The organism is uncultured Brachybacterium sp. (genome assembly GCF_947500705.1).
Lineage (GTDB): Bacteria > Actinomycetota > Actinomycetes > Actinomycetales > Dermabacteraceae > Brachybacterium.
Map to the genome: position 1 here is coordinate 386,010 of NZ_CANMSY010000003.1, position 23,569 is coordinate 409,578.

18 protein-coding genes are annotated in these 23,569 nt (G+C 68.2%); 10 read left to right on the forward strand and 8 right to left on the reverse strand.

Features of this window, described 5'->3' with window-relative positions:
- Positions 1 to 18: 18 nt before the first annotated feature.
- Positions 19 to 1,143: a DNA polymerase III subunit beta gene (gene dnaN / locus Q0937_RS07840; protein WP_299301955.1), complete on the reverse strand. Its 1,125-nt coding sequence runs from the start codon at positions 1,141 to 1,143 to the stop codon at positions 19 to 21.
- A gap of 617 nt (positions 1,144 to 1,760) precedes the next feature.
- A complete protein-coding gene (gene dnaA, locus Q0937_RS07845; RefSeq protein ID WP_299301958.1) occupies positions 1,761 to 3,449 on the reverse strand; it encodes a chromosomal replication initiator protein DnaA in 1,689 nt (562 codons plus the stop codon).
- 390 nt (positions 3,450 to 3,839) lie between these two features.
- Between dnaA and rpmH the strand changes: the two genes are divergently transcribed.
- From rpmH to Q0937_RS07880, 7 genes are all read left to right on the forward strand, one after another.
- On the forward strand, positions 3,840 to 3,977 hold the full coding sequence (gene rpmH / locus Q0937_RS07850) for a 50S ribosomal protein L34 (RefSeq protein ID WP_299301961.1): 138 nt from the start codon (positions 3,840 to 3,842) through the stop codon (positions 3,975 to 3,977).
- A complete protein-coding gene (rnpA, locus tag Q0937_RS07855) occupies positions 3,937 to 4,389 on the forward strand; it encodes a ribonuclease P protein component (RefSeq protein ID WP_299301965.1) in 453 nt (150 codons plus the stop codon). The genes rpmH and rnpA overlap by 41 nt, the downstream gene beginning before the upstream one ends.
- Entirely contained in the window at positions 4,386 to 4,682 is a 297-nt protein-coding gene (gene yidD, locus Q0937_RS07860; protein ID WP_299301969.1) for a membrane protein insertion efficiency factor YidD, read from the forward strand. Before rnpA ends, yidD begins: the two co-directional genes overlap by 4 nt.
- Before the next feature lie 85 nt (positions 4,683 to 4,767).
- Positions 4,768 to 5,877, forward strand: coding sequence for a membrane protein insertase YidC (gene yidC / locus Q0937_RS07865; protein WP_299301971.1), 1,110 nt, complete (start codon positions 4,768 to 4,770; stop codon positions 5,875 to 5,877).
- Positions 5,878 to 5,944: 67 nt separating this feature from the next.
- Positions 5,945 to 6,703, forward strand: a complete 759-nt coding sequence (locus Q0937_RS07870; RefSeq protein WP_299301974.1) for a R3H domain-containing nucleic acid-binding protein — start codon at positions 5,945 to 5,947, stop codon at positions 6,701 to 6,703.
- Between the two features lie 8 nt (positions 6,704 to 6,711).
- Positions 6,712 to 7,386 (forward strand): 16S rRNA (guanine(527)-N(7))-methyltransferase RsmG, encoded by a 675-nt coding sequence (gene rsmG / locus Q0937_RS07875; RefSeq protein ID WP_299301977.1) that lies wholly within the window; start codon positions 6,712 to 6,714, stop codon positions 7,384 to 7,386.
- Positions 7,387 to 7,420: 34 nt separating this feature from the next.
- The gene (locus tag Q0937_RS07880) at positions 7,421 to 8,302 is read left to right on the forward strand and encodes a ParA family protein (protein WP_299302500.1); all 882 of its coding nucleotides are present in this window, start codon (positions 7,421 to 7,423) and stop codon (positions 8,300 to 8,302) included.
- A gap of 408 nt (positions 8,303 to 8,710) precedes the next feature.
- Here Q0937_RS07880 and Q0937_RS07885 read toward each other — a convergent pair whose 3' ends face one another.
- Entirely contained in the window at positions 8,711 to 8,953 is a 243-nt protein-coding gene (locus Q0937_RS07885; protein ID WP_299301980.1) for a hypothetical protein, read from the reverse strand.
- A 271-nt stretch (positions 8,954 to 9,224) separates the two neighbouring features.
- Between Q0937_RS07885 and Q0937_RS07890 the strand changes: the two genes are divergently transcribed.
- Entirely contained in the window at positions 9,225 to 10,202 is a 978-nt protein-coding gene (locus Q0937_RS07890) for a ParB/RepB/Spo0J family partition protein (RefSeq protein ID WP_299301983.1), read from the forward strand.
- Positions 10,203 to 11,677: 1,475 nt separating this feature from the next.
- Positions 11,678 to 12,109, forward strand: a complete 432-nt coding sequence (locus Q0937_RS07895) for a hypothetical protein (protein WP_299301986.1) — start codon at positions 11,678 to 11,680, stop codon at positions 12,107 to 12,109.
- Between the two features lie 1,144 nt (positions 12,110 to 13,253).
- Here the strand turns inward: Q0937_RS07895 and trxB are convergent.
- From trxB to Q0937_RS07920, 5 genes are all read right to left on the reverse strand, one after another.
- Positions 13,254 to 14,321, reverse strand: coding sequence for a thioredoxin-disulfide reductase (gene trxB, locus Q0937_RS07900; protein ID WP_299301989.1), 1,068 nt, complete (start codon positions 14,319 to 14,321; stop codon positions 13,254 to 13,256).
- Between the two features lie 97 nt (positions 14,322 to 14,418).
- A complete protein-coding gene (locus Q0937_RS07905) occupies positions 14,419 to 14,985 on the reverse strand; it encodes a hypothetical protein (RefSeq protein WP_299301992.1) in 567 nt (188 codons plus the stop codon).
- Positions 14,982 to 17,783, reverse strand: a complete 2,802-nt coding sequence (locus tag Q0937_RS07910; protein ID WP_299301995.1) for a hypothetical protein — start codon at positions 17,781 to 17,783, stop codon at positions 14,982 to 14,984. The genes Q0937_RS07905 and Q0937_RS07910 overlap by 4 nt, the downstream gene beginning before the upstream one ends.
- A 55-nt stretch (positions 17,784 to 17,838) precedes the next feature.
- Entirely contained in the window at positions 17,839 to 19,578 is a 1,740-nt protein-coding gene (locus tag Q0937_RS07915; protein ID WP_299301998.1) for a murein biosynthesis integral membrane protein MurJ, read from the reverse strand.
- Positions 19,575 to 21,941 (reverse strand): DUF6049 family protein, encoded by a 2,367-nt coding sequence (locus tag Q0937_RS07920; protein WP_299302001.1) that lies wholly within the window; start codon positions 21,939 to 21,941, stop codon positions 19,575 to 19,577. Before Q0937_RS07920 ends, Q0937_RS07915 begins: the two co-directional genes overlap by 4 nt.
- Before the next feature lie 193 nt (positions 21,942 to 22,134).
- Between Q0937_RS07920 and Q0937_RS07925 the strand changes: the two genes are divergently transcribed.
- The gene (locus Q0937_RS07925; RefSeq protein WP_299302503.1) at positions 22,135 to 23,547 is read left to right on the forward strand and encodes a CCA tRNA nucleotidyltransferase; all 1,413 of its coding nucleotides are present in this window, start codon (positions 22,135 to 22,137) and stop codon (positions 23,545 to 23,547) included.
- The last annotated feature ends 22 nt before the right edge of the window (positions 23,548 to 23,569 follow it).

Genomic DNA, 23,569 nt, shown 5'->3' on the forward strand with positions numbered 1-23,569 from the left:
GAGGGAGCACTCCCTCCCTCAGATCCGCATCGGCATGATCAGGTACTTGTACGACGTGTCGGGTTCACCCTCGAGGGAATCCTGACCGGTCATCACGGACGGCTTGATGGAGTCGGTGAAGGTGAGCCGGGCGAACTCGCTGCCCAGGGCGCCGAGGCCGTCGAGCAGGAAGCCGGAGTTGAAGCCGACCACCAGGTCCTCGCCCTCGAGATGTGCCTCGAGCACCTCGCTGGCCTGCGCATCGTCGCCGGCACCGGCCTCGAGGGCGACCTGGCCCTCGGTGAAGGACAGCCGTACGGGGGTGTTGCGCTCGGCGACCAGGGAGACGCGCTTGACTGCGTCGATCAGGCTGCCGGTGGAGACCACGGCGGTGATCGCCGAGGTGTCCGGGAACAGCCGCCGCACGGGCGGGTAGTCGCCGTCGACCAGCGTGGAGGTGGTGCGACGGCCGCCGGCCTCGAATCCGATGAGGTTCGCCGACGAGTCATCGGACAGGGCGATCTCGACGCTGCCGCCGGTGGAGAGCGATCGTGCCACCTCGTGGAGGGTGCGGCCGCGGACCAGGGCGGTGAGCTCGGTGCCGGGGCTCGAGGGGTTCCAGGTCAGCTCGCGCAGCGCCAGACGGTAACGGTCGGTGGACATGAGAGTCATCGTCTCGCCCGAGATCTCGACCTTCACGCCGGTCAGCAGCGGAAGGGTGTCATCCTTCGACGCCGCGACGGTGACCTGCGAGATCGCCTCGGCGAACACATCTGCTGCGACGGAGCCGGCCACCGGGGGCATGCTCGGCAGCTGCGGGTACTCCTCGACGGGGAGGGTCGCCAGGGCGAAGCGGGCGCTGCCGCAGCGGACCTGGAGCTTGGTTCCCTCGAGCGCGATGGAGACGTCCTTGTTCGGCAGGGCCCGGACGATGTCGGAGAGCATCCTGCCCTGGACGAGCACCTCACCGGGCTGATCGATCTCCGCCTCGAGCCGGATCTGTGCGCTGACCTCGTAGTCGAAGGTCGAGAACTGCAGCTCGCCGCTGGCTTCGGCGACGATCCGCACCCCCTGCAGGATCGGCATCGCCGGGCGGACGGGGAGGGTACGGGTGGCCCAGGAGACGGCGTCGCCGAGGACGCCGCGATCGAGGTGGAACTTCACCGTTGCCACTCCTTCGCAGTGGTCGAATGACGGGATCAGCTCGTCCGCGTCAGGTGCCGCGGCCGAACGGAGCACAGCGTATCGGTTCCGGAGGACTCCCGCCGACACACCGGGCACGATCCTTGACTTCCCTGATCACCGAACCCTGCTTCGGCCGCCGTGGGAACTCCTGCTGCGGCACTCCTCCCGCAGTGTTCCCCGAGGTTTCCCGAGATCCGGCCCCTCCTGGTCCAGGCTTCTCGTCGTTCCCCGGCACCTGGAATCACATGCTCTGCGGTCGCTCCCGAACAGCCCTCCCCGTCCACATCCCCGTCGAGCAAGTACTTACAGTCCTCTTCTTCACGGCTGTGGATCCAGTGGATAACCCGCATCAGTGCAGTTCACTACGATCTCGATCGGCGTGGACAGATCGTTGAGGAGTGTCAGCGCATCGTGCGTCGGCTGTGCATGGACGCCCTGCCCCCGCCGATTCCTGTCATTCCCTCGTGCACATCGGCTCCTGCGTGGATCACTGTCATTCCACAGTTTCCACAGAGTTATCCACAATTGGGGAGAACTCCGTGCTGACCTGCTCTGTTCTTCTGCTGTTCAGATTCCGGCCGTGAGCGCCGGCAGCATCACTGACGCGACGCGGAGCTCGAGGACTTGATGCGGGCCGTGAGCTCGGTGACCTGGTTGAAGATCGCTCGACGTTCCTTCATCAGCTCGCTGATCTTCTTGTTCGCGTGCATCACAGTGGTGTGGTCGCGGCCACCGAATTCGTCACCGATGCGGATCAGCGGCATATCGGTGAGCTCTCGGCACAGGTACATGCCGATCTGTCGCGCAGAGACCAGTCGACGGGACCGACCGGTGCCCACGATCTCCTCGACGGACAGTCCGAAGTAGGTCGCCGTCTGCACGATGATCGTGGACGCCGTGATCTGGGCGCCGTCGTCATGCGAGAGCAGATCCTTCAGCACGGTCTCGGCGAGGGTGACGTCCATGGGCTGTCGAGAGAGGGAGTGCAGCGCCTGCACTCGGATCAGTGCTCCCTCCAGCTCACGGATGTTGGTGGCGATGTGCGAGGCGATGTACTCGAGCACGTCATGGGGAACCTCCCCTGTGTCCTCCTGAGCGACCTTCTTGCGCAGGATCGCGATCCTGGTCTCGAGGTCGGGGGGCTGCACATCGGTCATCAGACCCATCTCGAAGCGCGAGCGCATGCGGTCCTCGAACCCGCCCAGCTCCTTCGGTGGCAGATCGGAGGTGATCACGATCTGCTTGTCCGAGTTGTACAGCGTGTTGAAGGTGTGGAAGAACGCCTCCATGGTCTCCGGGGCCCGCTGCAGGAACTGGATGTCGTCGATGAGCAGGATGTCGATGTCCCGGTACCGGCTCTGGAACTCCTGGGCCTTGCCGAACTGACCGGACTGGACGGAGTTGATGAAGTCGTTCGTGAACTCCTCGGAGTTGACGTAGCGCACCACCACCTCGGGGTAGAGGCTCTGGGCGTAGTGGCCCACGGCGTGCAGCAGGTGGGTCTTGCCCAGGCCCGAGCCGCCGTAGATGAACAGCGGGTTGTAGGCCTTCGCGGGAGTCTCCGAGACGGCCGACGCCGCTGCCTGCGCGAAGCGGTTCGAGGCACCGATCACGAAGGTGTCGAAGGTGTACTTGCTGTTCAGCCGGGAGTCCTCGCCCATCCGAGAGGCGCCGTTGCGGGTGGGACGGCGCGGAGCGGGTCCGGGAGAGGGCGCTGAGGGGCCGGTGAGCCCGGAGTAGGCGCTGGGGTCATCGGCGGCGCGGCCGCGATAGCCCGGGTGGGTCGCGAAGCGATCCGCGGCGGACGAGCCGCCGGCCGAGCTCGTCGAGCTGCTGCTCGGCAGGGCGGGCCGGCCGACCTGCTCGGAGGAGGGGAGGATCGAGCCCTCGTTGCGGCGGAAGGGCGCGTTGTGGATGTCGCGAGAAGCGTTGTCCACATCTCTGTCCACAGAATGTGCACGTCCGCGCGTGGAGGAGGAGGTCAGCGGAGAGGATGCCGGCTGAGCGGTGTCCTCCTCGAGCAGCAGTGACTCGTCCACCGTGACGGCGAAGCGGATGTCGCGTCCGGTGGCCTCGCTGAGGGCAGCCTTGAGGGACCCGGCGACCCGGTGCTCGAACAGCTCCTTCGCCGAGGTCGACGGTGCTGCGACCAGCGCGGTGTCTGCCACCACGGCCATCAGCCGGGAGAGCGTGAGCAGGGCGATGACACGCTGGGACACGGTGTCGTCGCGGCGCAGGGTCTGGAGCGTGCGCTCCCAGATCGCGTCGGCATTCGCCTCGTTCATCAGGTCTCTCCCTACAGGTCGAGCGGGCGTTCGGGACAGTTTTCCACAATAGCGTCTGTATTGTGGATCGAGAATGTGGACAACGGAGACGGGAGACACCTCCCACGGGTCCGACGCCCGCGAAACGCCGGTGCGATGTGAGAATCCGGCCACAACCGGCCTCCTGAGGGCTCCAGCCGTTGACCCCGCGCACCCTCGCGCCTAACATCGTGCAGTCAGCGCTGCGCGCCGTCCCGATACGGTTCCCGGATCCACTGCGGACCCACTCCGGCATCGGATCGGACCTCGGCAGCCGCCCCGCCTCGGCGGGTGCGCCCGGACTTCCCGTTCGTGCAGCAGACGTACAGACCACCGCGAGGGCATGATCCGTGCCCACGATCGAGGAGAACCATGAGCAAGCGCACGTTCCAGCCGAACAACCGTCGCCGCGCCAAGAAGCACGGCTTCCGCGCACGCATGAGCACCCGTGCGGGCCGCGCGATCCTGAATGCACGTCGCGCCAAGGGCCGCTCCGAGCTCTCCGCCTGAGACAGCTCGTCGAGGCGAACCCCGGCGCACTCTCCGTGACACCGTGAGCTGGTCCAGCCACCGGCTTCATTCCGGTGACGAGTTCAGAGCGGTCACCCGCGGTGGTGTGCGCAGCGCCCGATCCCACGTGGTCGTGCATCTCGCCCTGCTGACGCAGGGAGGAGAAGCACCCCGCGTGGGTTTCGTCGTGTCCAAGAAGGTCGGCAACGCCGTGGTGCGCAATCGCGTCACCCGACGGCTGCGGGAGATCGTCCGTCCGCACTTCGCGACCCTGCCCGCAGGGTCGGCGATCGTGCTGCGGACCCTTCCCGGCATCCAGGACCAGGATTTCGCCGCCCTTCAGGACGACGTGAACTCCGCCCTCGCCGCCGCCGAGCGGAAGCTCGCCCGGCGCCTGGAGGAGGTCAGATGAGCCGGTGGCGGGCACTTCATGCCCTCACCCGCCTGCCTCGCCGGCTGCTGATGCTGCCGGTGCGCGGCTACCAGGTGGGCATCTCTCCCTATACCCCGCCCGCTTGCCGCTATGACCCGGTGTGCTCGCAGTACGGCATGGACGCCCTGCGGGTGCACGGTGCGCTGAAGGGCACGCTGCTGACCAGCTGGCGGATCCTGCGGTGCAACCCCTTCACCCGCGGGGGTCCCGACCCGGTTCCCGCCCCCGGCATGTGGACGAATCCTCGCCGTCTCAGGCACCCAGCCCACTAGGGCCTACTCTTGACTCAGATTCCCGATCACAGCCGACACCTCGTATGAACGTCATGCGCATCCGTGCGGCAGGAAGACCAGGCCGATGAACCCCCTGTATCCCATCGAATGGGCCGTCGCATGGCTCATGGTGCAGTTCCATGCGCTGCTGTCCCTGTTCATGGACGCGGACGCCGGCATCACCTGGGTGCTCTCGATCGTCGGCCTCACCGTCGTGGTGCGAACGCTGATCATCCCGCTGTTCGTGCGCCAGATCCGTGCCTCCCGCGCGATGCAGATGGTCTCCCCGGAGCTGCAGGCCGTCCAGAAGAAGTACAAGGGCAAGACGGATCCGGACTCCCGCCAGAAGATGGCGAACGAGACCATGGCGCTCTACAAGGATGCGGGAGCCAGCCCGTTCTCCTCGTGCCTGCCGGTGCTGCTGCAGATGCCGATCTTCTTCGGTCTGTTCCGGGTGCTGTTCAACAAGCTCCCGGAGGCCGCCGCGGAGGGCAGCGACGGCTTCGGCCCGCTCACCCAGCAGCTGGCCGAGAGCGCGAGCACGGCGACCTTCTTCGGCGACGTCACGATCGCCGACAGCTTCCTGAACTCGGGTGATGGCGGCATCACCACCAAGATCGTCGCCGGCCTCATCATCGCGTGCATGTCCGCGGTCACCTTCTTCACCCAGAAGTCGCTGACCATGAAGAACATGCCCAAGGCGGCCCTCGAGGGTCCCATGGCCAGCACCCAGAAGATGATGCTGTACATGCTCCCGTTCATCTACGTGATCACGGGTCCGGGCATGCCGATCGGTGTGCTCGTCTACTGGCTCACCACGAACGTGTGGACCTTCTGCCAGCAGTACATCGTCATCCGCGCGACTCCGACGCCCGGCACCGAGGCGGAGAAGGCCAAGCACGACCGGATCAATGCCAAGCGCGCGAAGAAGGGCCTCGAGCCCCTGGACTTCACCCCGCCCAAGAAGATCTCCGTCGAGCCCGAGGTCGAGGCTCCGCTCCGAGTCCAACCCTCGAAGGGCAAGAGCGGGAAGAAGCTCTCCGACGAGGAGAAGCTCGAGCGTGCTCGTGCTCTGCGCGCCCAGGCCGCGGAGGAGCGTCGGAAGGCGCAGGAGGCCGCCGGCGAGACGCCCAAGCCTCCCACGCAGGGATCGAACGCCCTGAACAAGGGCGCTAAGAAGAAGCGTAAGAAGTGACCTCGCCCCCGGGAGCACAGCCGCTCCCGGGGAGCACTCCACATCCCGCATTCCCGGAGGACTCCTGATGAACCTGAACGACCCCATCGCTGATGCTCCTGTGACCGACGAGGGCGCCGAGACCTCGACCGCTCCGCGCGAGGTTGCGGCCGACGTGGCGGCCACCGAGGAGGAGCAATCAGTCCACCAGGCTGCTCCCGACGAGCCCGCATCCGCAGAGCCCGCGTCTGCTGAGCCCGCGTCTGCTGAGCCCACCGCTGCGGAGTCCGACTCCGCGGAGGGCGCGTCTGCTGAGCGCGCCACGACGGAGGGCGATGACTTCGCGGGGGATCCCGAGGCGGTCGTCGAGACGACCGAAGAGCGGATGCGCCGACTCGAGGAGGAGGGAGACATCGCCGCCGACTACCTCGAAGAGCTGCTGGACATCACCGACCTCGATGGAGACATCGATATCGACGTGGACGGCGATCGGGCGTCCGTGGAGATCGCCGGCGCCGACAAGCTGGCCCGCCTGAACCGCCCCAAGGGTGAGCTGCTCGACGCGCTGCAGGAGCTGACGCGGCTGGCCGTGCAGACCCGGACCGGCAATCGCTCGCGCCTCATGCTCGACATCGGTGGATTCCGTGCGGAGCACAAGGGGAGCCTCGAGGGCCTTGCCGCGACTGCGATCGCTGCCGCCAAGGAGTCCGGTGAACCGGTCCCGATGCGCGCGATGAACCCCTTCGAGCGCAAGGTCGTCCATGACGTGGCCAAGCGCGAGGGTCTGCGCTCGGAGTCCGACGGTGATGGCAAGAACCGCCACGTCGTGATCTACCCGGCATCCTGAGGCATCCGGTGCAGCCCCTTCCCGACTCCCTCCGGCCGACAGCCGAGCGTCTCTTCACAGACCGTCTCGAGCTCGCGGAGCGTTTCGTCACCCTGCTCGCCGAGCAGGGGCCGGAGCGCGGGCTGATCGGTCCGCGTGAGGTGGACCGCCTGTGGGAGCGGCACCTGCTCAACTGCGCCCTGATGGTCGATGCGATCGACAGCGCCGCGCCCACCGCCACGACACTGGCTGATATCGGCTCCGGGGCCGGCCTGCCCGGCGTGGTGATCGCGATCGCCCGACCGAATCTGCAGGTCACGCTGGTGGAGACGATGCAGCGCCGTGCCACCTGGCTCGAGGAGGTCGACGCCGAGCTGGGTCTGGGCCTCGAGGTGGTGCGGGCACGGGCAGAGGAGCTGCACGGCGTGCGGAGCTTCGAGGTGGTGACCGCGCGCGCGGTCGCTGCGCTGGACAAGCTGGCCCGCTGGACGCTGCCGCTGGTGGCCGAGGACGGGATGCTGCTGGCCATGAAGGGATCCTCCGCGGCTGAAGAGGTGCAGAACGCTCAGAAGGTGCTCACCAAGCTCGGAGGCGTCGACCCCACCATCTCCCAGTACGGCATGGGCGAGGTCGAGGTTCCCACTACAGTGGTCCAAGTGCGTCGCCGTGCGAAGGCGACCAGGAAGGGAGACGCACGTGGCTGAAAAGCGCGAAGATTCCTCCCCGGGGCGCGGCGCGATGGAAGACACCCCGTTGATGCGTGAGCTCACCCGGGACCATGCCCGCAGGAAGAAGCTCGAAGGTCTCGAGTTCGCTCGTCCCGAGAACACCCGTGTCATCACGGTCGCCAACCAGAAAGGCGGCGTGGGGAAGACCTCGACCACCGTCAACGTGGCGGCCGCACTGTCCATGGGCGGCCTGAACGTGCTGGTGATCGACGCGGACCCGCAGGGCAACACCTCAACCGCACTGAGCATCGATCATCACGCCGAGGTCCCCAGCATGTATGAGGTGCTGGTGGAGTCCGCTCCTCTGAGCGATGTGATCCAGCCGGTCCCGGACATGGAGCGCCTGTTCTGCGCGCCCGCGACGATCAACCTCTCGGGTGCCGAGATCGAGCTGGTCTCCCTCGTGGCGCGCGAGAACCGGCTGCGCAACGCGATCCGCGATCATCTCGAGGAACGCGATCAGCAGGGACTTGATCGCCTGGACTACGTGCTGATCGACTGCCCGCCCTCACTGGGACTGCTGACCGTGAACGCCCTGGTCGCCGCTCGTGAGGTCATGATCCCGATCCAGGCCGAGTACTACGCCCTCGAGGGTCTCTCGCTGCTGCTGAACAACATCGATCTGATCCGCCAGCATCTCAACCCGGACCTGGTGGTCTCCACGATCATGATCACCATGTACGACGTCCGCACCCGCCTGGCGGCGCAGGTTGCCCAGGATGTGCGGGACCATTTCCCGGAACAGACCCTGGAGACGAGCATCCCGCGTTCGGTGCGGATCTCCGAGGCTCCCAGCTATGGCCAGACCGTGCTGACCTACGATCCGGGCTCCAGCGGGGCACTCGCCTACCGGGCAGCCGCGCATGAGCTCAACACCCGCCCTGCTCCCTGATCTCCCCTGACCGGGCCACGCTGCGACGACGCGCGTACACCCGGTCGACATCCCGATGGCGACGATATTTCTTGGAAGGACAACGGCCATGACGCAGAAGCGAGGACTCGGTCGAGGACTCGGCGCCCTGATCCCGGGTGCTGGTTCGACGCCTGCGCCTGAGCAGGAGCTTCGTACGCGCACGCGCCCGTCCGACGCGACCGAGGGACGCTCCAACGCCCCCCGGCCCGTGGACATGTTCTTCTCCGGGGAGAAGGCCGGCGAGAGCGACCGCCCACAGCGGGGAAGCGCTGGTGCCCACGATCTGGCGGCCGGCATGGCCCGGGCGGCGGCAGAACGACGCGGGCGGAACAGCGCCACCAGTGCCGCTCGCTCGACCGCTGCGTCCTCGTCTTCCGAGGGTGCTGGTCAGGAGACGGACAGCGTTCCCTCGAACAGCCCGGCACCGGCGCGCTCCACCCGCAGCACCTCCACGAGGGGCACCGTGAAGAGGGCCCCTGCGCAGAAGGCCCCCGCCAAGAGCACCGCTCCCAGCAGTGCTGCGGCGAAGAAGGCCGTGCCGAAGAGCGCCGCGCCGAAGAAGACCTCGCCGAAGAGCACTGCGCTGACGGGCAGTGCAGCGGCGAAGCCCACCGTGGCGAGGACGGCCACCTCTCCGAGCTCCTCGACTCCCGAGGACCAGAAATCGACTGCGCCTGCATCGACGGCTCCGGAGCGTATCGTCGCCCAGCCCGCTGGCCTCCCCCCGGACGCGCCCCGCGAGGAGCCGCCCCAGAACGAGGAGAGCCCGGTCGTCGACGTCGAGACGGTGGCGTCGACGCCCGCACAGCCTGACGCTGCTCCGGCGGACGCCGAGCCGAGAGAATCTCCCGTGGCACAGGAGGGGACGCCCGCTTCAGCGGAAGAGCCCACGGAAACTCCTGTGGAGCCGACGGATCTGTCCGAGGAACCGACGGCACCCGCTGCGGAACCCGCGGAGCCGGAGGACGGCCCCCAGCAGGACGAGAAGACCAGCGATGAAACGCCGGCAGGCTCCTCCGGGACCCGTGGCTTGGTGAGTGTTCCCGGCGCTGAGTTCGCTGAGATCCCGATCCATGAGGTGCGGGAGAACCCGCGGAATCCCCGCACCATGTTCGATGATGACGAGCTCGACGAGCTCGCCTACTCGCTTCGCGAGGTCGGCGTGCTGCAGCCGGTCGTGGTGCGCCCGATCCCCGTCACCGAGGACGGCGAGTCCTTCGAGCTGGTCATGGGTGAGCGTCGTTGGCGCGCTGCTCGCCGGGCCGGGCTCCTCGCCATTCCCGCCATCATCCGCGAGACCAGCGATGATGATCTCCTTCGCGATGCGCTGCTGGAGAACCTCCACCGCACGCAGCTGAATCCTCTCGAAGAGGCGAACGCCTATCAGCAGCTCCTCGAGGACTTCGGATGCACGCAGGATGAGCTCGGTGAACGCATCGGGCGTTCGCGTCCCCAGATCACGAACACCCTGCGTCTCCTGCGACTCCCCGCCCTCGTGCAGCGCCGGCTCGCCAGCGGGGCGATCAGCGCCGGTCATGCTCGCGCGCTCCTCTCCCTCGACGACCCGACGCTGATGGAGGAACTCGCTCAGCGCATCGTCCAGGAAGGGCTGTCCGTGCGAGCCGTGGAACGTCTCGTCGCACGTGGCGGCCAGGAGACCGGCACTCGGACAGTTCGTCGGACGACCTATGATCCGCATGTCGTGGACCTCACCAGTCGACTCTCCAACCGACTCGAAGCACCCGTCCGCATCGATGTCGGCAAGCGCAAGGGGCGGATCACCCTCGAGTTCAGCACCCTCGAAGATCTGGAGCGACTGGTGGAGAACATGGGGCTGGACATTCCCCTGCCCGCTGGAGAGCACGGCACCCGGGACTGAACCGGAATATCCGCAGCCGAGGAGGGGCCCGCATGGATGCGGGCCCCTCCTCGGCTGTCCAGTGCCGATCGGGCTTCGGAATCTGCCGTGCGGTGTCGCTGCTCCCGGACTGGATTGTCGCACCACCGAGGGGTTGCTCAATGCTCGATGTGTCCGGACGGGGACTCGTCGCGTCGCTATGCCGAAGCTGATGGGGATTCAAGGTCTCTGATCCATAAGATGACTCATAGTTCCATGACGTCATATTATCTAATGTGTGCCGTGCGTCACGCACGGCTCCCTCCGTGGGCTGTACAGGCCAGAGAGTCGAGACGACCCGCATTCACGCTGGTCATCGCCATGTTGCGGAGTTATCCACCGATGTGCACAGACTTGTGGATAGAGGCAAGGGTATTCGGGTGTGCTTGCTCATCCGTTTCGGCGATGGTCTCTACTACTCACGGTGCAGCAACACCCCCCTAGTGCATATGCGCTCATGGATACGGTCGCTGCTTGAGTTTCACGAGAAACCAGAGGCACCCCGAACTACTCCATCGAAGAGTTGGTATCGCGGCGGCAGCTCCAGAGTCCACGTCATGCGGGCGGTTCACGTGAAACACGCTGCAGGTGTTCACGTGAAACGAACTCCCGCGGCGAATGGTGTAGGTGCGCGTTGCACCGTCTGGCCCAGCAGGCGTGAACAGCGCACTGAGCGATGATCAGAGATTCCTACGAGGTTGTGTTTCACGTGCAACGCGGACTGAACTGCGCCAGCGTCCGAAAGGGCGAGGCGAGACCGACGTGCGCGGTTCACACCAAGGGAGAAATTCTGTTGGCCGAGAGAAGTCAGCGACCTCGTGCTGCGCGAGCTCTAGCGCGTGTTCTGGTAGTTCTACGTGAAACCCCGGCACTTCGTCCTCTTGCCGAACGCCCAACGCAGCGTGGTGACGAGGGAGGTCGTTCTGGAGGATGCATTTAGGCGTCCCGTTCGAGAACCAGCTCCGGGTGGGACCGCTAGGTACTGACGTGTTCCACGTGGAACGGCACCTTTCGCAGAGACCCGTGAACGCTGCGCCGAAGAGGGCAGGGAATGCGCTGTTTGCTCCGCAATTGCTCGGACCGCGCCGCTCAACGCGGGTTTCCCGTGAAACGCTGCGGAAAGCGGCTGGATCGGTCCGGTCACACTCAAGAAAGGCCAGCTGGGCGGCGAATCCGATTCGGTCTGTCGACCGAACCAGCGACGTTGTCGTCTGGCGAAGTCCCGCGACGGTTCCCCGTGAAACACTGCACTACTCGAGTCGTGCTCCCCTCCGTCGTCACCGCGCCCTCCCGGATCTGAACTCACGACGTGTAGCGCCTCGACCAATCGGAGGCCCGTTCACGTCAGGAGCGCATTGAACCAGGTGGCGGATACTCCGTGGCGGTATGGAGGCTGTCCTCTGGGGACATGTTTCGCGTGAAACTCTGAGTGGAGGCTGGCGAACTATTCCACTCGGATGGCCTTGGAGTACGGGGCGCTATGGCGCAAGGTCAGCCCGAGAGTAGCGCAGAGATTCGGCGACAGCCTCCTGCTCTGCCACCGCTGCTTCGCTTCGAACGAACGCGAGCCGAAGCATGCGGTTCACGTGAAACGCAGTAGTTCGGCAACTTTGGATGCGCACCATTCCGTCGCCCCGCGGAATCCCGGATTTGATGACGAGGCTCGACTTCACGGAACTCGTGACGAAGTTCGACGTGAAACCTCGATCGATCTCGGTGGAACAGCTCCCGGCCTGACCCCGACGATGCGCTACACGCAGAGTGCGGAGCCCACGATGAAGCGACCTGATCCGCATCGCACCTCTGGCGGCTCGTTCCACGTGGAACGAGAAGTCGAACTCATCACCGGACGCCTGGCGCAGCGCAGGACCGTGTCAGTCAGTCGCTGACGCGACAACGGATATCACCAACAGCACGAACGACGCGACGTTCCCCGTGAAACGATCACACAGCGCGCGCTGGGGCCTCAATGCACTAGACCGATGCCGCTCCTACGAAGTTTCACGAGGAACTCCGTGTCTGCCACCGATCGGGAAGTCTGCTCGGACCTGCCTCGGGACGCCGGGTCAGCGAGCGGAACCGCCGGCGCCGCTCGCCCCTGCACGACCTTGACCCCGGTTGAGGGAGGAGAAGCGTGGCCGGAATCAGAGCAAACGCTGCCAAGACGCGGACGACTCGGAGCGCATCTCGCGCGGGGGCCAGCGGACATGGAAGCTGGCGACATGAAGGCCACCTGGTGCGCCCGGCGGGGCAGATGCGCTTGTGCACAGTGTGCGCAACTCTGTGGACAAGAAGAAGTAGACAGATGTAAGAATGCGGCGAGGGCAGACATGCATGTGCAAACTCACGGGGAACGGCAAGAGCTGCGATCGAGCCCAGGCCGACTATCGCTGCAGGTCAGAGACCTTTCAGAGGCGTATTCCCTGGTATCTGGCCACCCGCGGACCATCCACACCCTATTGTGGATAACCATGTGGATGCACACGCTCCAGGGTGTGGATGCACTTGTGGATAACTCTGTGCACAACGTGATCAGTGCACGTCAGCGCGCGCCGTCCTCGGTGATTTGACAGCAGCGTCCTCAGCGGCTGGACAGCAGTGAAGGAGTGACTGCAGGTCGAGATCAGAGGGGCGCGTTCGGCCCGAACTCTGTCTCCGCCACATGTTTGGCGAGAGCGCCGGTGCGACGGCGGGTCAACGTCCAAGGGCCCTCCAGCACCACCCGCGCCCCCGTCGGTGCGAGACCGCTCAAGGCCGCAACACTGAGCCTCTCCTCCTGCGCCTCATCCAGGGGGGCCTGAGGAACGCCGGGTCGGAATCTCATCCAGGTGGGCAGCACGTCCACGTTCCATTGCTCGAGAACCTCATCCTTGGGATCCTCGACGAGGAGTGTGAGGATTCTCGATCCCCATCGCGTGCTGAGTTCCCTGAGCACCGTGGGCGCCGGGAGGGATGGCGCGGCCCAGGAAGCGCTCACGAGGACCACCACCGGCACAGCGGGACTGCCGGTGGTGGTTCGCGGAGTACGCGAGGTCACTGGCCGGCAGCGGCTGCCAGCGCCTCCTCGGCGTGGGCGTTGGCTGCTGTGTCCGCGAGCCAGCGCTCCGCGTCCAGGGCCGCCTGGCAGCCGGTTCCGGCGGCAGTGATCGCCTGACGGTAGGTGTGGTCCACGACATCTCCCGCAGCGAAGACGCCGGGGATGGAGGTGAAGGTGCTGCGGCCCTGGCAGACGATGTACCCCTCGTCGTCGAGCTCGAGCTTTCCACGCACCAGCGACGTGCGGGGAAGGTGCCCGATGGCCTCGAACACGGCAGAGGTCTCGACCACCCGCTCCAGGCCGGTGACGGTATCCCGCAGCGTCACGGACTCGACCTTGTCTGCCCCGTTGATGCTCACCAGCTCGCTGTTCCACGCGAAGCTCAGCTTCGGATCGGCCTCCGCCCGGCGGGCCATGATCTTCGAGGCGCGCAGCTCGTCACGGCGGTGCACCAGGGTGACGGACTTGCCGAAACGGGTGAGGAAGGTGGCTTCCTCCACGGCGCTGTCGCCTCCGCCGACGACCATGATCTCCTGATCCTTGAAGAAGAATCCATCGCAGGTCGCGCACCAGCTGACGCCCTTGCCGGAAAGCGCTTCTTCACCGTCGACCCCAAGCTTCCGATACTCGGAGCCGGTGGTGATGATCAGGGCCTTCGCGCGGTAGACCGTCCCATCATCAAGGGTGACGGTCTTGATCTCGCCCTCCAGCTCCAGCTGTACGGCATCGTCGTAGATCACCTCGGCACCGAAGCGCTCGGCCTGCTCCTGCAGGTTCGTCATCAGCTCGGGGCCCTGGACACCGGTCGGGAAGCCAGGGAAGTTCTCCACGTCCGTGGTGGTCATCAGCGCGCCGCCCGCGTCGAGGGCACCGGCGATCACGATCGGCTTCATCTCGGCGCGCGCGGTGTAGATGGCTGCGGTGTAGCCGGCCGGACCGGAGCCGACGATGACGACTTCGTGGACCGTGTCGTCCTGCACGGTGGCAGCGGCGGGGACGGTGGCCGGCTGCGTGGCCAGCGGGGAGCCGCCGAGGATGTTGAGGGCCTGGATGGGCTGCGTCATGGGGTGTCCTTCCATGGGAACGGTCGTGGGTGGTGGGCGGGAGGCCCGCCGTCGAGTAGTGCGCAGTAGGTGGGTCGTGGACCGTCCGGAACGGAGGTCAGAGGGGGCCGATCATCACGTCACCGGACCAGAGCCGGTTCTCCTGAGAGGGGACGTCGTCACCGGAAGTGCCGCAGGAGGGCAGCACCACGGTGGCCGAGACGGTTCCGCCGTTGGCGCGCAGCGTCTCGCGGTCCATCGGTCCGTGGACGAGAAGCCAGCTGGGCGACTCCTCTCCGCCCCATGCCACCTCCTCCATGATCAGGATCGAATCCGGGATCCCCTGCTCGCGCAGGCACTGCGCCGCATCGAAGCTCGTCAGGGGTTGGATGGTGCCGGTATCGATCAGACGTTGCACCTCCGTGCCGAGCGTCGTCTCCGTGATAACGGGAACGCCCGCCGAATTCTTCCCGCCGCCGGAGAGCGAGTCGACCGACGTCGATGCCGAATCGGAAGTGCTGGTGGTGGCTCGCTCGAGCGCTCCGGCGAGCTGGGCTCCCAGCAGGCCCGCCACCAGCAGTGCGACGAGCAGCAGAGGGATCGGGATGCCCAGCGCGGTGACCAGGCGCGGCTCTCTCTCCTTCCCCGTGAAGGGGGAAGGACGACGGGGTGTGCGCGAGGTCATTCGACCTGGATCTCTGCGATACGGGCGCGGAACCGTCCGGGTTCGTTGCTGTCCGGTGGCAGTTCTGTGATCCACAGAGCGACGCGTTCGGCGTCGAAGGGTTCGGGAGCCTCGAGTCGGACCTCTCCGTCCCCGGCGAGCTCGCCGGTCGAGAGCACCTCACCGAGGGAGCCGTCCTCGTTCACGGCCCGCAGCTCGATCGTGCCGCCGTTGTTGCGAGCGGTGGTGAGGTTCACCGCGGTGAGGGTGGAGGGCTCGGCGAAGTCCAATCGGATGCCGACGCCGTCCTTCAGCCCCCCGTAGTCGGGGCTTCCGTAGTGCTTCGTGGACCAGAACGTCGCGGGGTCGTCGTCGGTCAGCCTCTCCTGCTGGTCGGTGTGGTCCGGCTCCCGATCGCTCCCCTCGGCGAACAGCTCGACGCCGGCGACCTCGGGGGCGGGCAGGGCGGGATCCTCGGTCGCCTCGGCGGTCGGCTCGACCGGGGCTTCCCCGGTCTCCTCCGCGCTCGGGGTCTCTGCAGCGGGAGCCGAGGTGGCCAGGGGGTCCTCCAGGATCCCGCTGAGGTCTCGAGTGATCGAGGTGAGCGCGATGACCAGAGCGACCATCACCACGATGGCGCCGCCGATGATGATCCACTGCGATTGCAGGGAGCGCTTCTCCTCATCGCGGGGACCCATGGTGAACGTCTCCGGCGCGTCGGCGTCCACCGCCACTCCGACCACATCTCGCAGGAGCGAGCTGCGGGCGAACGGCGCGGTGCTCTCGTCAGGAGCGTCATCGAACCGAGAGCGCTCCCTGCCATGGACCACGATCGGACCGTCCTCCCGGACCGGTGCGAGAGGTGCGGTGCGGCCGGAGACCGGGCCCGAAATGGTCGACTGGTCGTCAGCATTACGGAGGACAGGCTGCGCGGGGGTCGGCGCCGAGTGGTCCGGAGTGACTGCGAGGCTGCTGTCCGAGCGCTCTGCGGAGGGCTGCTGCGCTCGCACGTCGGAACCCTCCGGGGGCTGCGCCGGGGCGAGCGTCGCGGCATCATCCTGCTCCGCGTCACGGGCCAGCGGCCAGTGCGTGCCGGAGGAGCGTGAGGGCAGATCGGCTGCCGTCGCTCCACCGGCTGCGGTGGAGTCGCCAGCAGCACTGCTGGCTGCAGGGGCACCGGCAAGGGTGGCACCGGCGGCGAGGGCACCAGCCCCGGGGGCCGACGGGGTTGCGGCCGACGGGGCTGCGGACGACCGATCCCCGGACGACGGCGCGTCCTGCACCGCCGCTCCGTTCGCGGCGGTCGCGGCAGTCTGGTCCGAGATGGGGTGCGGCCGCGTCGGGAGGGTGATCTCCAGATGGCCCGGGAAGGGGCTGCTGATCCGCTTCTCGTCGAGATGTAGGTCTGTCACGAGAGCTTTCGCCTCGGAGGAGGTGCGCCGGGACTCCTCGGCCCGCTGTGCCGCCTCCTCAGCCTGATCTTCACCAGCTGACGCGGCGGGCGACTCTCCGCCGTCGGGCGCGGAGCTCTTGGGCGCGGAGCTGTCGGGTCCCGAGCTGTCGGCCACGGCGTGGGAGTCCTCGGAGTCTGCGGCTCCGTGGTGGGAGTCCCTCCGGCCGGAGGCTGATTCCGTCGGCCCGGCGATTGCCGCCGCGATGCCTGCCGCTCCCGCGACGCCCGCCGTACCGGCGGCGCCCGGGGCGCCCGCGGTCCCAGCCACCCCTGCGAGACCAGCACCCGTCGCGCCGTCAGAGCGCGCAGAGGGGGTTCGCGCGAGGGTGTCCTCCTCGGGCGGCTCCTGGGCAGGCACGGTCTGCATCAGAGCGGTGCTCTCCAGCTGCTCCTCATCACCGTCGTCACCGTCCTCCGCAGGCGCGGCAGGGGGCGGGGTCTCCATCGGTGACGGGGCATCCGGCGGAGACGGCTCGGGGGCATCCGACGGCGACGTCGCTGAGCCGTCCGCAGCGTCTTCCGCGGCGGCAGCGGGCTCCTGCGGTGCCCGGCGGGGGTATGCCTCGAGGGTCACTGGGATGGACTGCCACGGCTCGAGCGCCTCGATCAGTCCTCGGGTGGTCTCGGGGATCTCGTCGGCCGACTCATTCAGGACCAGGTCGCACAGCAGGTCCAGGTCCTGGGGGATCTCGGTGTCCACCACGGTCGAGGGCCGGGGCACAGTCCCCTGGGCGTCGTGCTGCGGGCTGCGGCCGGTGAGCGCCCGGTAGAGCAGCGCGACCAGGGCGGCGGTGTCCTGGAAGGAGGCCACCTCGCGGGACCGATCGAGATCCGGATGGGTCGCGGCCTCCACTCCGATCCCGAGGATCGAGACGGCGCCCGAGCGGGTGTCGACGAACACCCGGTTGGAGTCGAGCAGCTGATGACGCACCCCGCGCCGCCGCGCGACCTCGAGTCCGGTCGCGGCCTCGCCGATGATCGCGCGGGCGGTCTCCGGATGCAGCGGACCCCGGGCCAGCAGCGCCGCGAGCGGGGGCGCGGGGGGCAGCAGATACTCCACGACCGTCGTCGGCCCCTGTGCACCCTCGGTGGCGGGCTCCTCCGGGGAGGCCTCGCGCGGATCATCGAGCACCACGATGTCCCGGACGGGCAGCAGATGCGGATCCTCGACGAGATAGGCACGGCGCACCGCGTCAGCGGCCTCCAGCGCGGTGTCACCGCGCACGATGAACAGGACCACGTCCTGACCGGTCGCCACCGATCGGGCACGACGCCAGGAGGCGCCGTCGGCGACGCCGGACAGAGGGATCGTGCCCTCCAGCGTCCACCGGGACCGCAGTGCGTCCGGTTCCGTATTCGTGTTCAAGGCCCGTCCTTCTCGTCGTCCGGCGGGGGTGTGCCCATCAGGTGCATCGACCATGTTACGAGCCCACCGTCCTGCGGCGCTGGGTGAACCGGCGCAGCCGACGCCGCACGGCGTCGATCAGGTGGCGCACCTCCGGTACCCGCAGCAGGTAGGCGACCGCGGCGAAGACCACCACCATCACCCCTGCGACCAGCGCACCCAGCAGCACAGCGAGTGCGCGGTGGGTCCAGAACAGATCGTCTGCCAGCTGCACCAGTGCGGTGCCGAGGGCCCAGCTCACCAGGGCGGCTGCCGCGAGCTTCCCGAACATCAGCGCTCCGGCGGCCGCGCTCGGTGGGAGCGTCTCGTGCCGGGCCGCGAGGCGGCGCAGCTGCCAGATGCCCAGCAGCCAGGCCAGCAGGCTGCCGAGGCTGGTGGAACCGGCCGCAGCCATCGCGGCATAGGCCGGATCGACCATGGTCAGGATGATCGGCACCGAGAGCACCGTGACCAGGGCGATCGGGATCTGGGCGATGAACGGGGTGCGGGCATCCTCGTAGGCGTAGAACACGCGCTTGATGAGATAGAGGGACGCGAAGGGCACCAGCCCGAGCATGTAGGCGACCAGCACGGTGCCGTTGGCCCGGGCCCCGATCTCGCCGGTGCCGCCGCCGATCACCCACATGATCGGTCCGGCCAGGGCGATGAACACCGCGGTGCACAGCATCATCGGGACTGCGAGCATCCGGTTGGTCTCGGTGTAGCGGGCCAGCGCGCCGGCGTGGTCCGCCTCCGCGGCGCTGCGGGAGATCGCGGGGAATGCGGCGGTGACCAGGGTGACCGCGATGATGCCCTGCGGGATCATGAACGCCAGGTAGGCCCACTCCATGGTGAGCAGTGCCGGATAGCGGGCGGCGAGCTCCGGCTGATCCTGATACCGCTCCGTCATCCGCACCGCACCGCCGGTGGCCCAGCGGGAGGCCCAGATGCCGAGCTGTCCGAGCCCCAGCATCCCGAGCGACCACAGCCCGATCCGGCTGAGCTTTCCCAGGCCCAGCCCGCGCAGACCCCACTTCGGGCGAAGGCGCAGGTCGAGCTTCTTGACGTACCAGAACAGGAACAGCACCTGCGCCGCCGAGCCGCCCACGTTGATCACGGCGATCGCCACGATCATCGACATCGTCCACTGGCCGGGGTCGCCGACGGAGCCCCACAGCCCCAGGAACAGTGCGGCTCCGAGGATGCCGATGAGGTTGTTGACCACCGGCGCCCACTGGTACGGCCCGAAGGAGTCGTGGGCGTTGAGCAGCTGGCCGCACATCACGTACAGCGCCGAGAAGAAGATCTGCGGCATCATCCAGTAGCCCATCTGCACCGCGAGCGCGTATGTCGCAGGGGGCAGCAGGCCGCTGGTCAGGGTCAGCAGCAGCGGGACCGCGACCAGGCAGACGGCGGTGATGCCGAGAGACGCCACGGCGACCAGGGTCATCAGGCGCGAGATGTAGTCGCTGCCGCGGTCCGGACGTTTCACCGCGCGCACGATCGCGGGCACCAGGATCGCGTTCAGCGTGCCGCCGCCCACCAGCAGCCAGATGGTGTTGGGCAGCGTGTTCGCGGCGCTGAAGGCGTTGGCGGCGGCGGACATCGAACCGCTCAGGATCATGCCGAACAGGAAGTTCCGCACGAAGCCGAGCAGGCGCGAGACCATCGACCCCGCGGCCATCAGCACGCTGGCGCGCAGCAGGGTCGAGCGGCTGGAGGGGGTGCCGTGGCGGCGATGGCGAGGGACGTGCTGAACGCGGCGGGTGCTGCTCATCGGTGGTCCTCCTCACTCGGGTCTGGGTCTGGGTCTGGGTCTGTGGCTGGGTCGGGTCCGGCGTCGGCGTCCGCTCTGCGCGACCAGAGCCGCTCGGTGGAGCTGGTGTCGAGCGTGGAGCGGCCGGAGCGGGCGAGCTCCACCGGATCCTCGGGGCCGCGGATGGCCGGTGCACGGGTCGAGGACCCGATCCGGCGGGCCCGGGCGACTCCCACGACGACCAGCAGACCCATCGCGATCACCAGCAGCAGAGTGGTCCAGTTCTCCCAGGAGGGGTTGACCGTGAGGGGGACGTCCACCGGGGCGGTGAGGGGGCGGCCATCCTCCGTCGTGAGCACGGTGGTGAGGGTGACGGTGCCGTTCGCGATCGCCTCGACCTGCACGGCCGCGTCGATCTGGCCCCGGGCGGGGACCTCCACGACCTTCGACTCACCGATCTTCACCAGCGGGCGGTCGGAGGTGACCTGGATGCGCACCGTGATCGGGGTGTCCAGGCCGTTGCTGATGGTGATCGGGACGCTCACGGCATCGGAGATCACGTTGTACCCCGAGGCGGGGACCACCTCGATGCGGTCCTGGAGCTGTGCGGCGCGAGCGGAGGCATCCTCGGCGCGGGCCGCCGGGATCTCGGGCTCACCGCGCCAGCGCATCGAGGTGCCCGCCAGGATCTCGAGCCGCGGCGCATCCAGCGGGGAGTCGTCATCCATCGCCGCGGCGAGCGTGTCGACCTGCTCCCAGGCGGCATCGAGCTCTCTGAGAGCAGTGGGATCGAGCAGCTGCGGCTCACCCGCCTGCGCCAGCGTGCCCCAGCGCCCGTTGTCGGCGGGCCCGCTGGGGTGCACCTCCTCCGGGGTGACGCGTCCGTGGGCGTACAGCTCCTCACCCTCGCTGCGCGGGTCCGTGGTCCAGTCCTGGCGGTCCGCGGCATCGAGCAGGTCGCCGGTACGACCGGGCTCGATCCAGGGCGCCTCCGCCAGGGCATCCAGCGCGGCGCCGGCCGCGGCCGGGTCCAGCACCGAATCCGCCGAGGGAGAGATCAGCAGATGGCGGGGCGCGCTGGCGAACTCGGACGCGATGGTCGCGGTCTCCGCGAGCAGCCGCTGCTGGGTCTGCTCCACATCAGAGCCCTCGGTGAGCAGCGAGAACTCAGCAGAGAGCTCGGGATCGGGGGCCAGCAGCTGGAGCTGGGCCCCGGCGGTGCTCGTCGAGTCGAAGATCCCGACCGAGCTCGGGGTGACCGTGGAGCTCGGGGACTCCCGCAGCGAGCTGGAGGGGACGACGGCGGCCGTGCCTCCCGCGGCGAGCACGGAATCGAGCTGCTCGGGTTCGGCGACCGTGCCGTCCAGCGGAAGGGCCGCCGCACGGGGCGTGATCCCGCTCTCCTCCCAGACCTGATCGCCCCGGTCGAGAGCCACCCCGGCGAGCCGGTCGGCTCCGGCCTGCTGCAGGCTGACCGGGTCCGCCTGGGCATAGGGCATGGCCAGCACGGTCCGCTCGCCGACGGACTCCGCGAGCAGGGCGGCGAGCTCGGCGGAGCGCGGATCGGGCGCGTACTCGCGCACCGGACCGAGGGGGGACTCCTCGTCCGCGCCGTCGCCCGTCGGCTCGTCGGCACCGTTCTCCACCGGCATCTGCGGCGGGTCCAGCAGTGCGGGATCGATCCACCAGTCCACGTCCTCGCGCTGGGCGAGTCCACGCACCGAGGCCAGCCGGCCCGACTCGGAGGACCGGGCGAAGGCCTCCGGATCGATCACCGGGGCGGAGGCATCCTCGGCGGCGAGTGGCAGCAGCACCGACTGGGTGATGGTGTCGGTGGCATCCGCGGGTCGCCACACCACGAAGGTGCGCAGGGTGCCGAGCGGCTGCTCCTCAGCGGTGACGGTGAGCGAGAGCCGCCGGGTGCCCCAGAAATAGGGTTCTTCGGAGTAGCCCAGCTTCTCAGCACCGATCTGCACGGTGAGCAGGGCCGACTCCCCGGGAGCCAGCTGCGGATGAGCGGGCGAGCTGGCGAGCACCGCCCCGGAGGTGTCCGGGGAGGTATCGGACTGCCACTCGGCGAGCATGCCGCGATCCGTCACCCGAGCGCTGCGGGTGCGCAGATCGAGGGAGAGGGCGGACAGCGGCTCGGAGGAGGTGTTGGTCACCTCGACCTGCGCCTCGAGAGTCCCGCCCGGCGCGAGCGAGGTGGGGGTGAGGGAGACGAGATCCATGCTCACCTCAGCGTCCGCGCTCGGTGCCGGCGGCGCCGCGTGGGCGGCAGGAATCAGGGTCGCCGGGCCGCTCACCAGCACTGATGAGGCCATGACCAGTGCCGTCAGCAGCGCCGCGAGCACCGGGCGCACGGACGGCGGGAACGACGGCATGGTGACACTGTAAGCGGCCGCTACCGTAGGGGCCTGCAGGTGCACGCCGCCACCGCATGAGACAGCTGCACCGCAGTACCTGCGCCGCCACCCTGCGGCGCCGACCGCCCGCACCAGGACAGGACCTCCCGTGACCGACCCCGCCGACGAGACCGCCGCGCGCCTCGACATCGCCCGCACCCGAGCGGCCTCCATGTTCCGGGCGCTGCCCGAGGAGATCCACGAGCTGGGACGGCTGTTCGAGGCGGCCGGGCACGAGCTCGCGCTGGTGGGTGGACCGGTGCGGGACGCGGTGCTGGGCCGCTCGAGCGCCGATCTGGACTTCACGACCTCCGCCCGGCCCGACGAGACCGAGGCGATCCTGCGCGGATGGACGGGCGAAGGCGCGATCTGGGACATGGGCCGCGACTTCGGGACCCTCGGCGGAGTGCGCGATGGGGTGAAGGTCGAGATCACCACCTACCGCACCGAGTCCTACGACCCCACCAGCCGCAAGCCGCAGGTCGAGTACGGCGACACCCTCGAGGGCGACCTGTCGCGCCGGGACTTCACCGTCAACGCGATGGCGGTGAGGCTCCCCTCGCTCGAGCTGGTGGATCCCTTCGACGGCCTCGGCGACCTCGCCCGCACCCTGCTGCGCACTCCGGTCGCGCCCGCACAGTCCTTCAGCGACGACCCGCTGCGGATGATGCGCGCGGTGCGCTTCGTCTCCCAGCTCGGATTCCGGATCGAGGACGCGACGGCCGACGCGATCGAGCAGCTCGCCGAGCGGATCACGATCGTCTCCGCCGAGCGGGTGCGCGAGGAGCTGGTCAAGCTCATGCTGGGCGCCCACCCGCGCGGCGGGCTCGAGCTGCTGACCGAGCTGGGTCTGGCCGCTCACGTGCTCCCGGAGCTGCCCGCCCTCCAGCTCGAGATCGACGAGCACCACCATCACAAGGACGTCTACCAGCACACGCTCACGGTGCTCGACCAGGCGATCGACCTCGAGTCCCCGGCCGGCTCCGGCGGCCCCAGCGAGCGCCCGGATCTGGTGCTGCGCCTGGCCGCGCTGATGCATGACGTGGGCAAGCCCGCCACCCGGCGCTTCGAGGAGGGGGGCGTGGTCACCTTCCGCTTCCACGAGACGGTGGGCGCGAAGATGACGTCGAAGCGGATGCGCACGCTGACCTTCGACAAGGACACCACCAAGAAGGTCGCCCGCCTGGTCGAGCTGCACCTGCGCTTCCACGGCTATGTCGAGTCTCCCTGGACCGACTCGGCGGTGCGCCGCTATGTCACCGACGCCGGGGACCTGCTGCCGCAGCTGAACCGCCTCACCCGCGCCGATGTCACCACCCGCAACCGTCGCAAGGCCCGTTCCCTCGCGCTCGCCTATGACGAGCTCGAGGCGCGCATCGACCAGCTCGCCACGCAGGAGGAGATCGGCAAGATCCGACCTGACCTGGACGGCAACCGGATCATGCAGATCCTGGACCTCCCGCCCGGTCGGGTGGTGGGAGAGGCCTACCAGCACCTGCTCGAGCTGCGGATGGAGCACGGACCCCTGGGCGAGGAGCGCGCCATCGAGGAGCTGCGTACCTGGTGGGCCGCCCGCGAGGTGTGAGCAGGGCCGCACCGGACGTGCA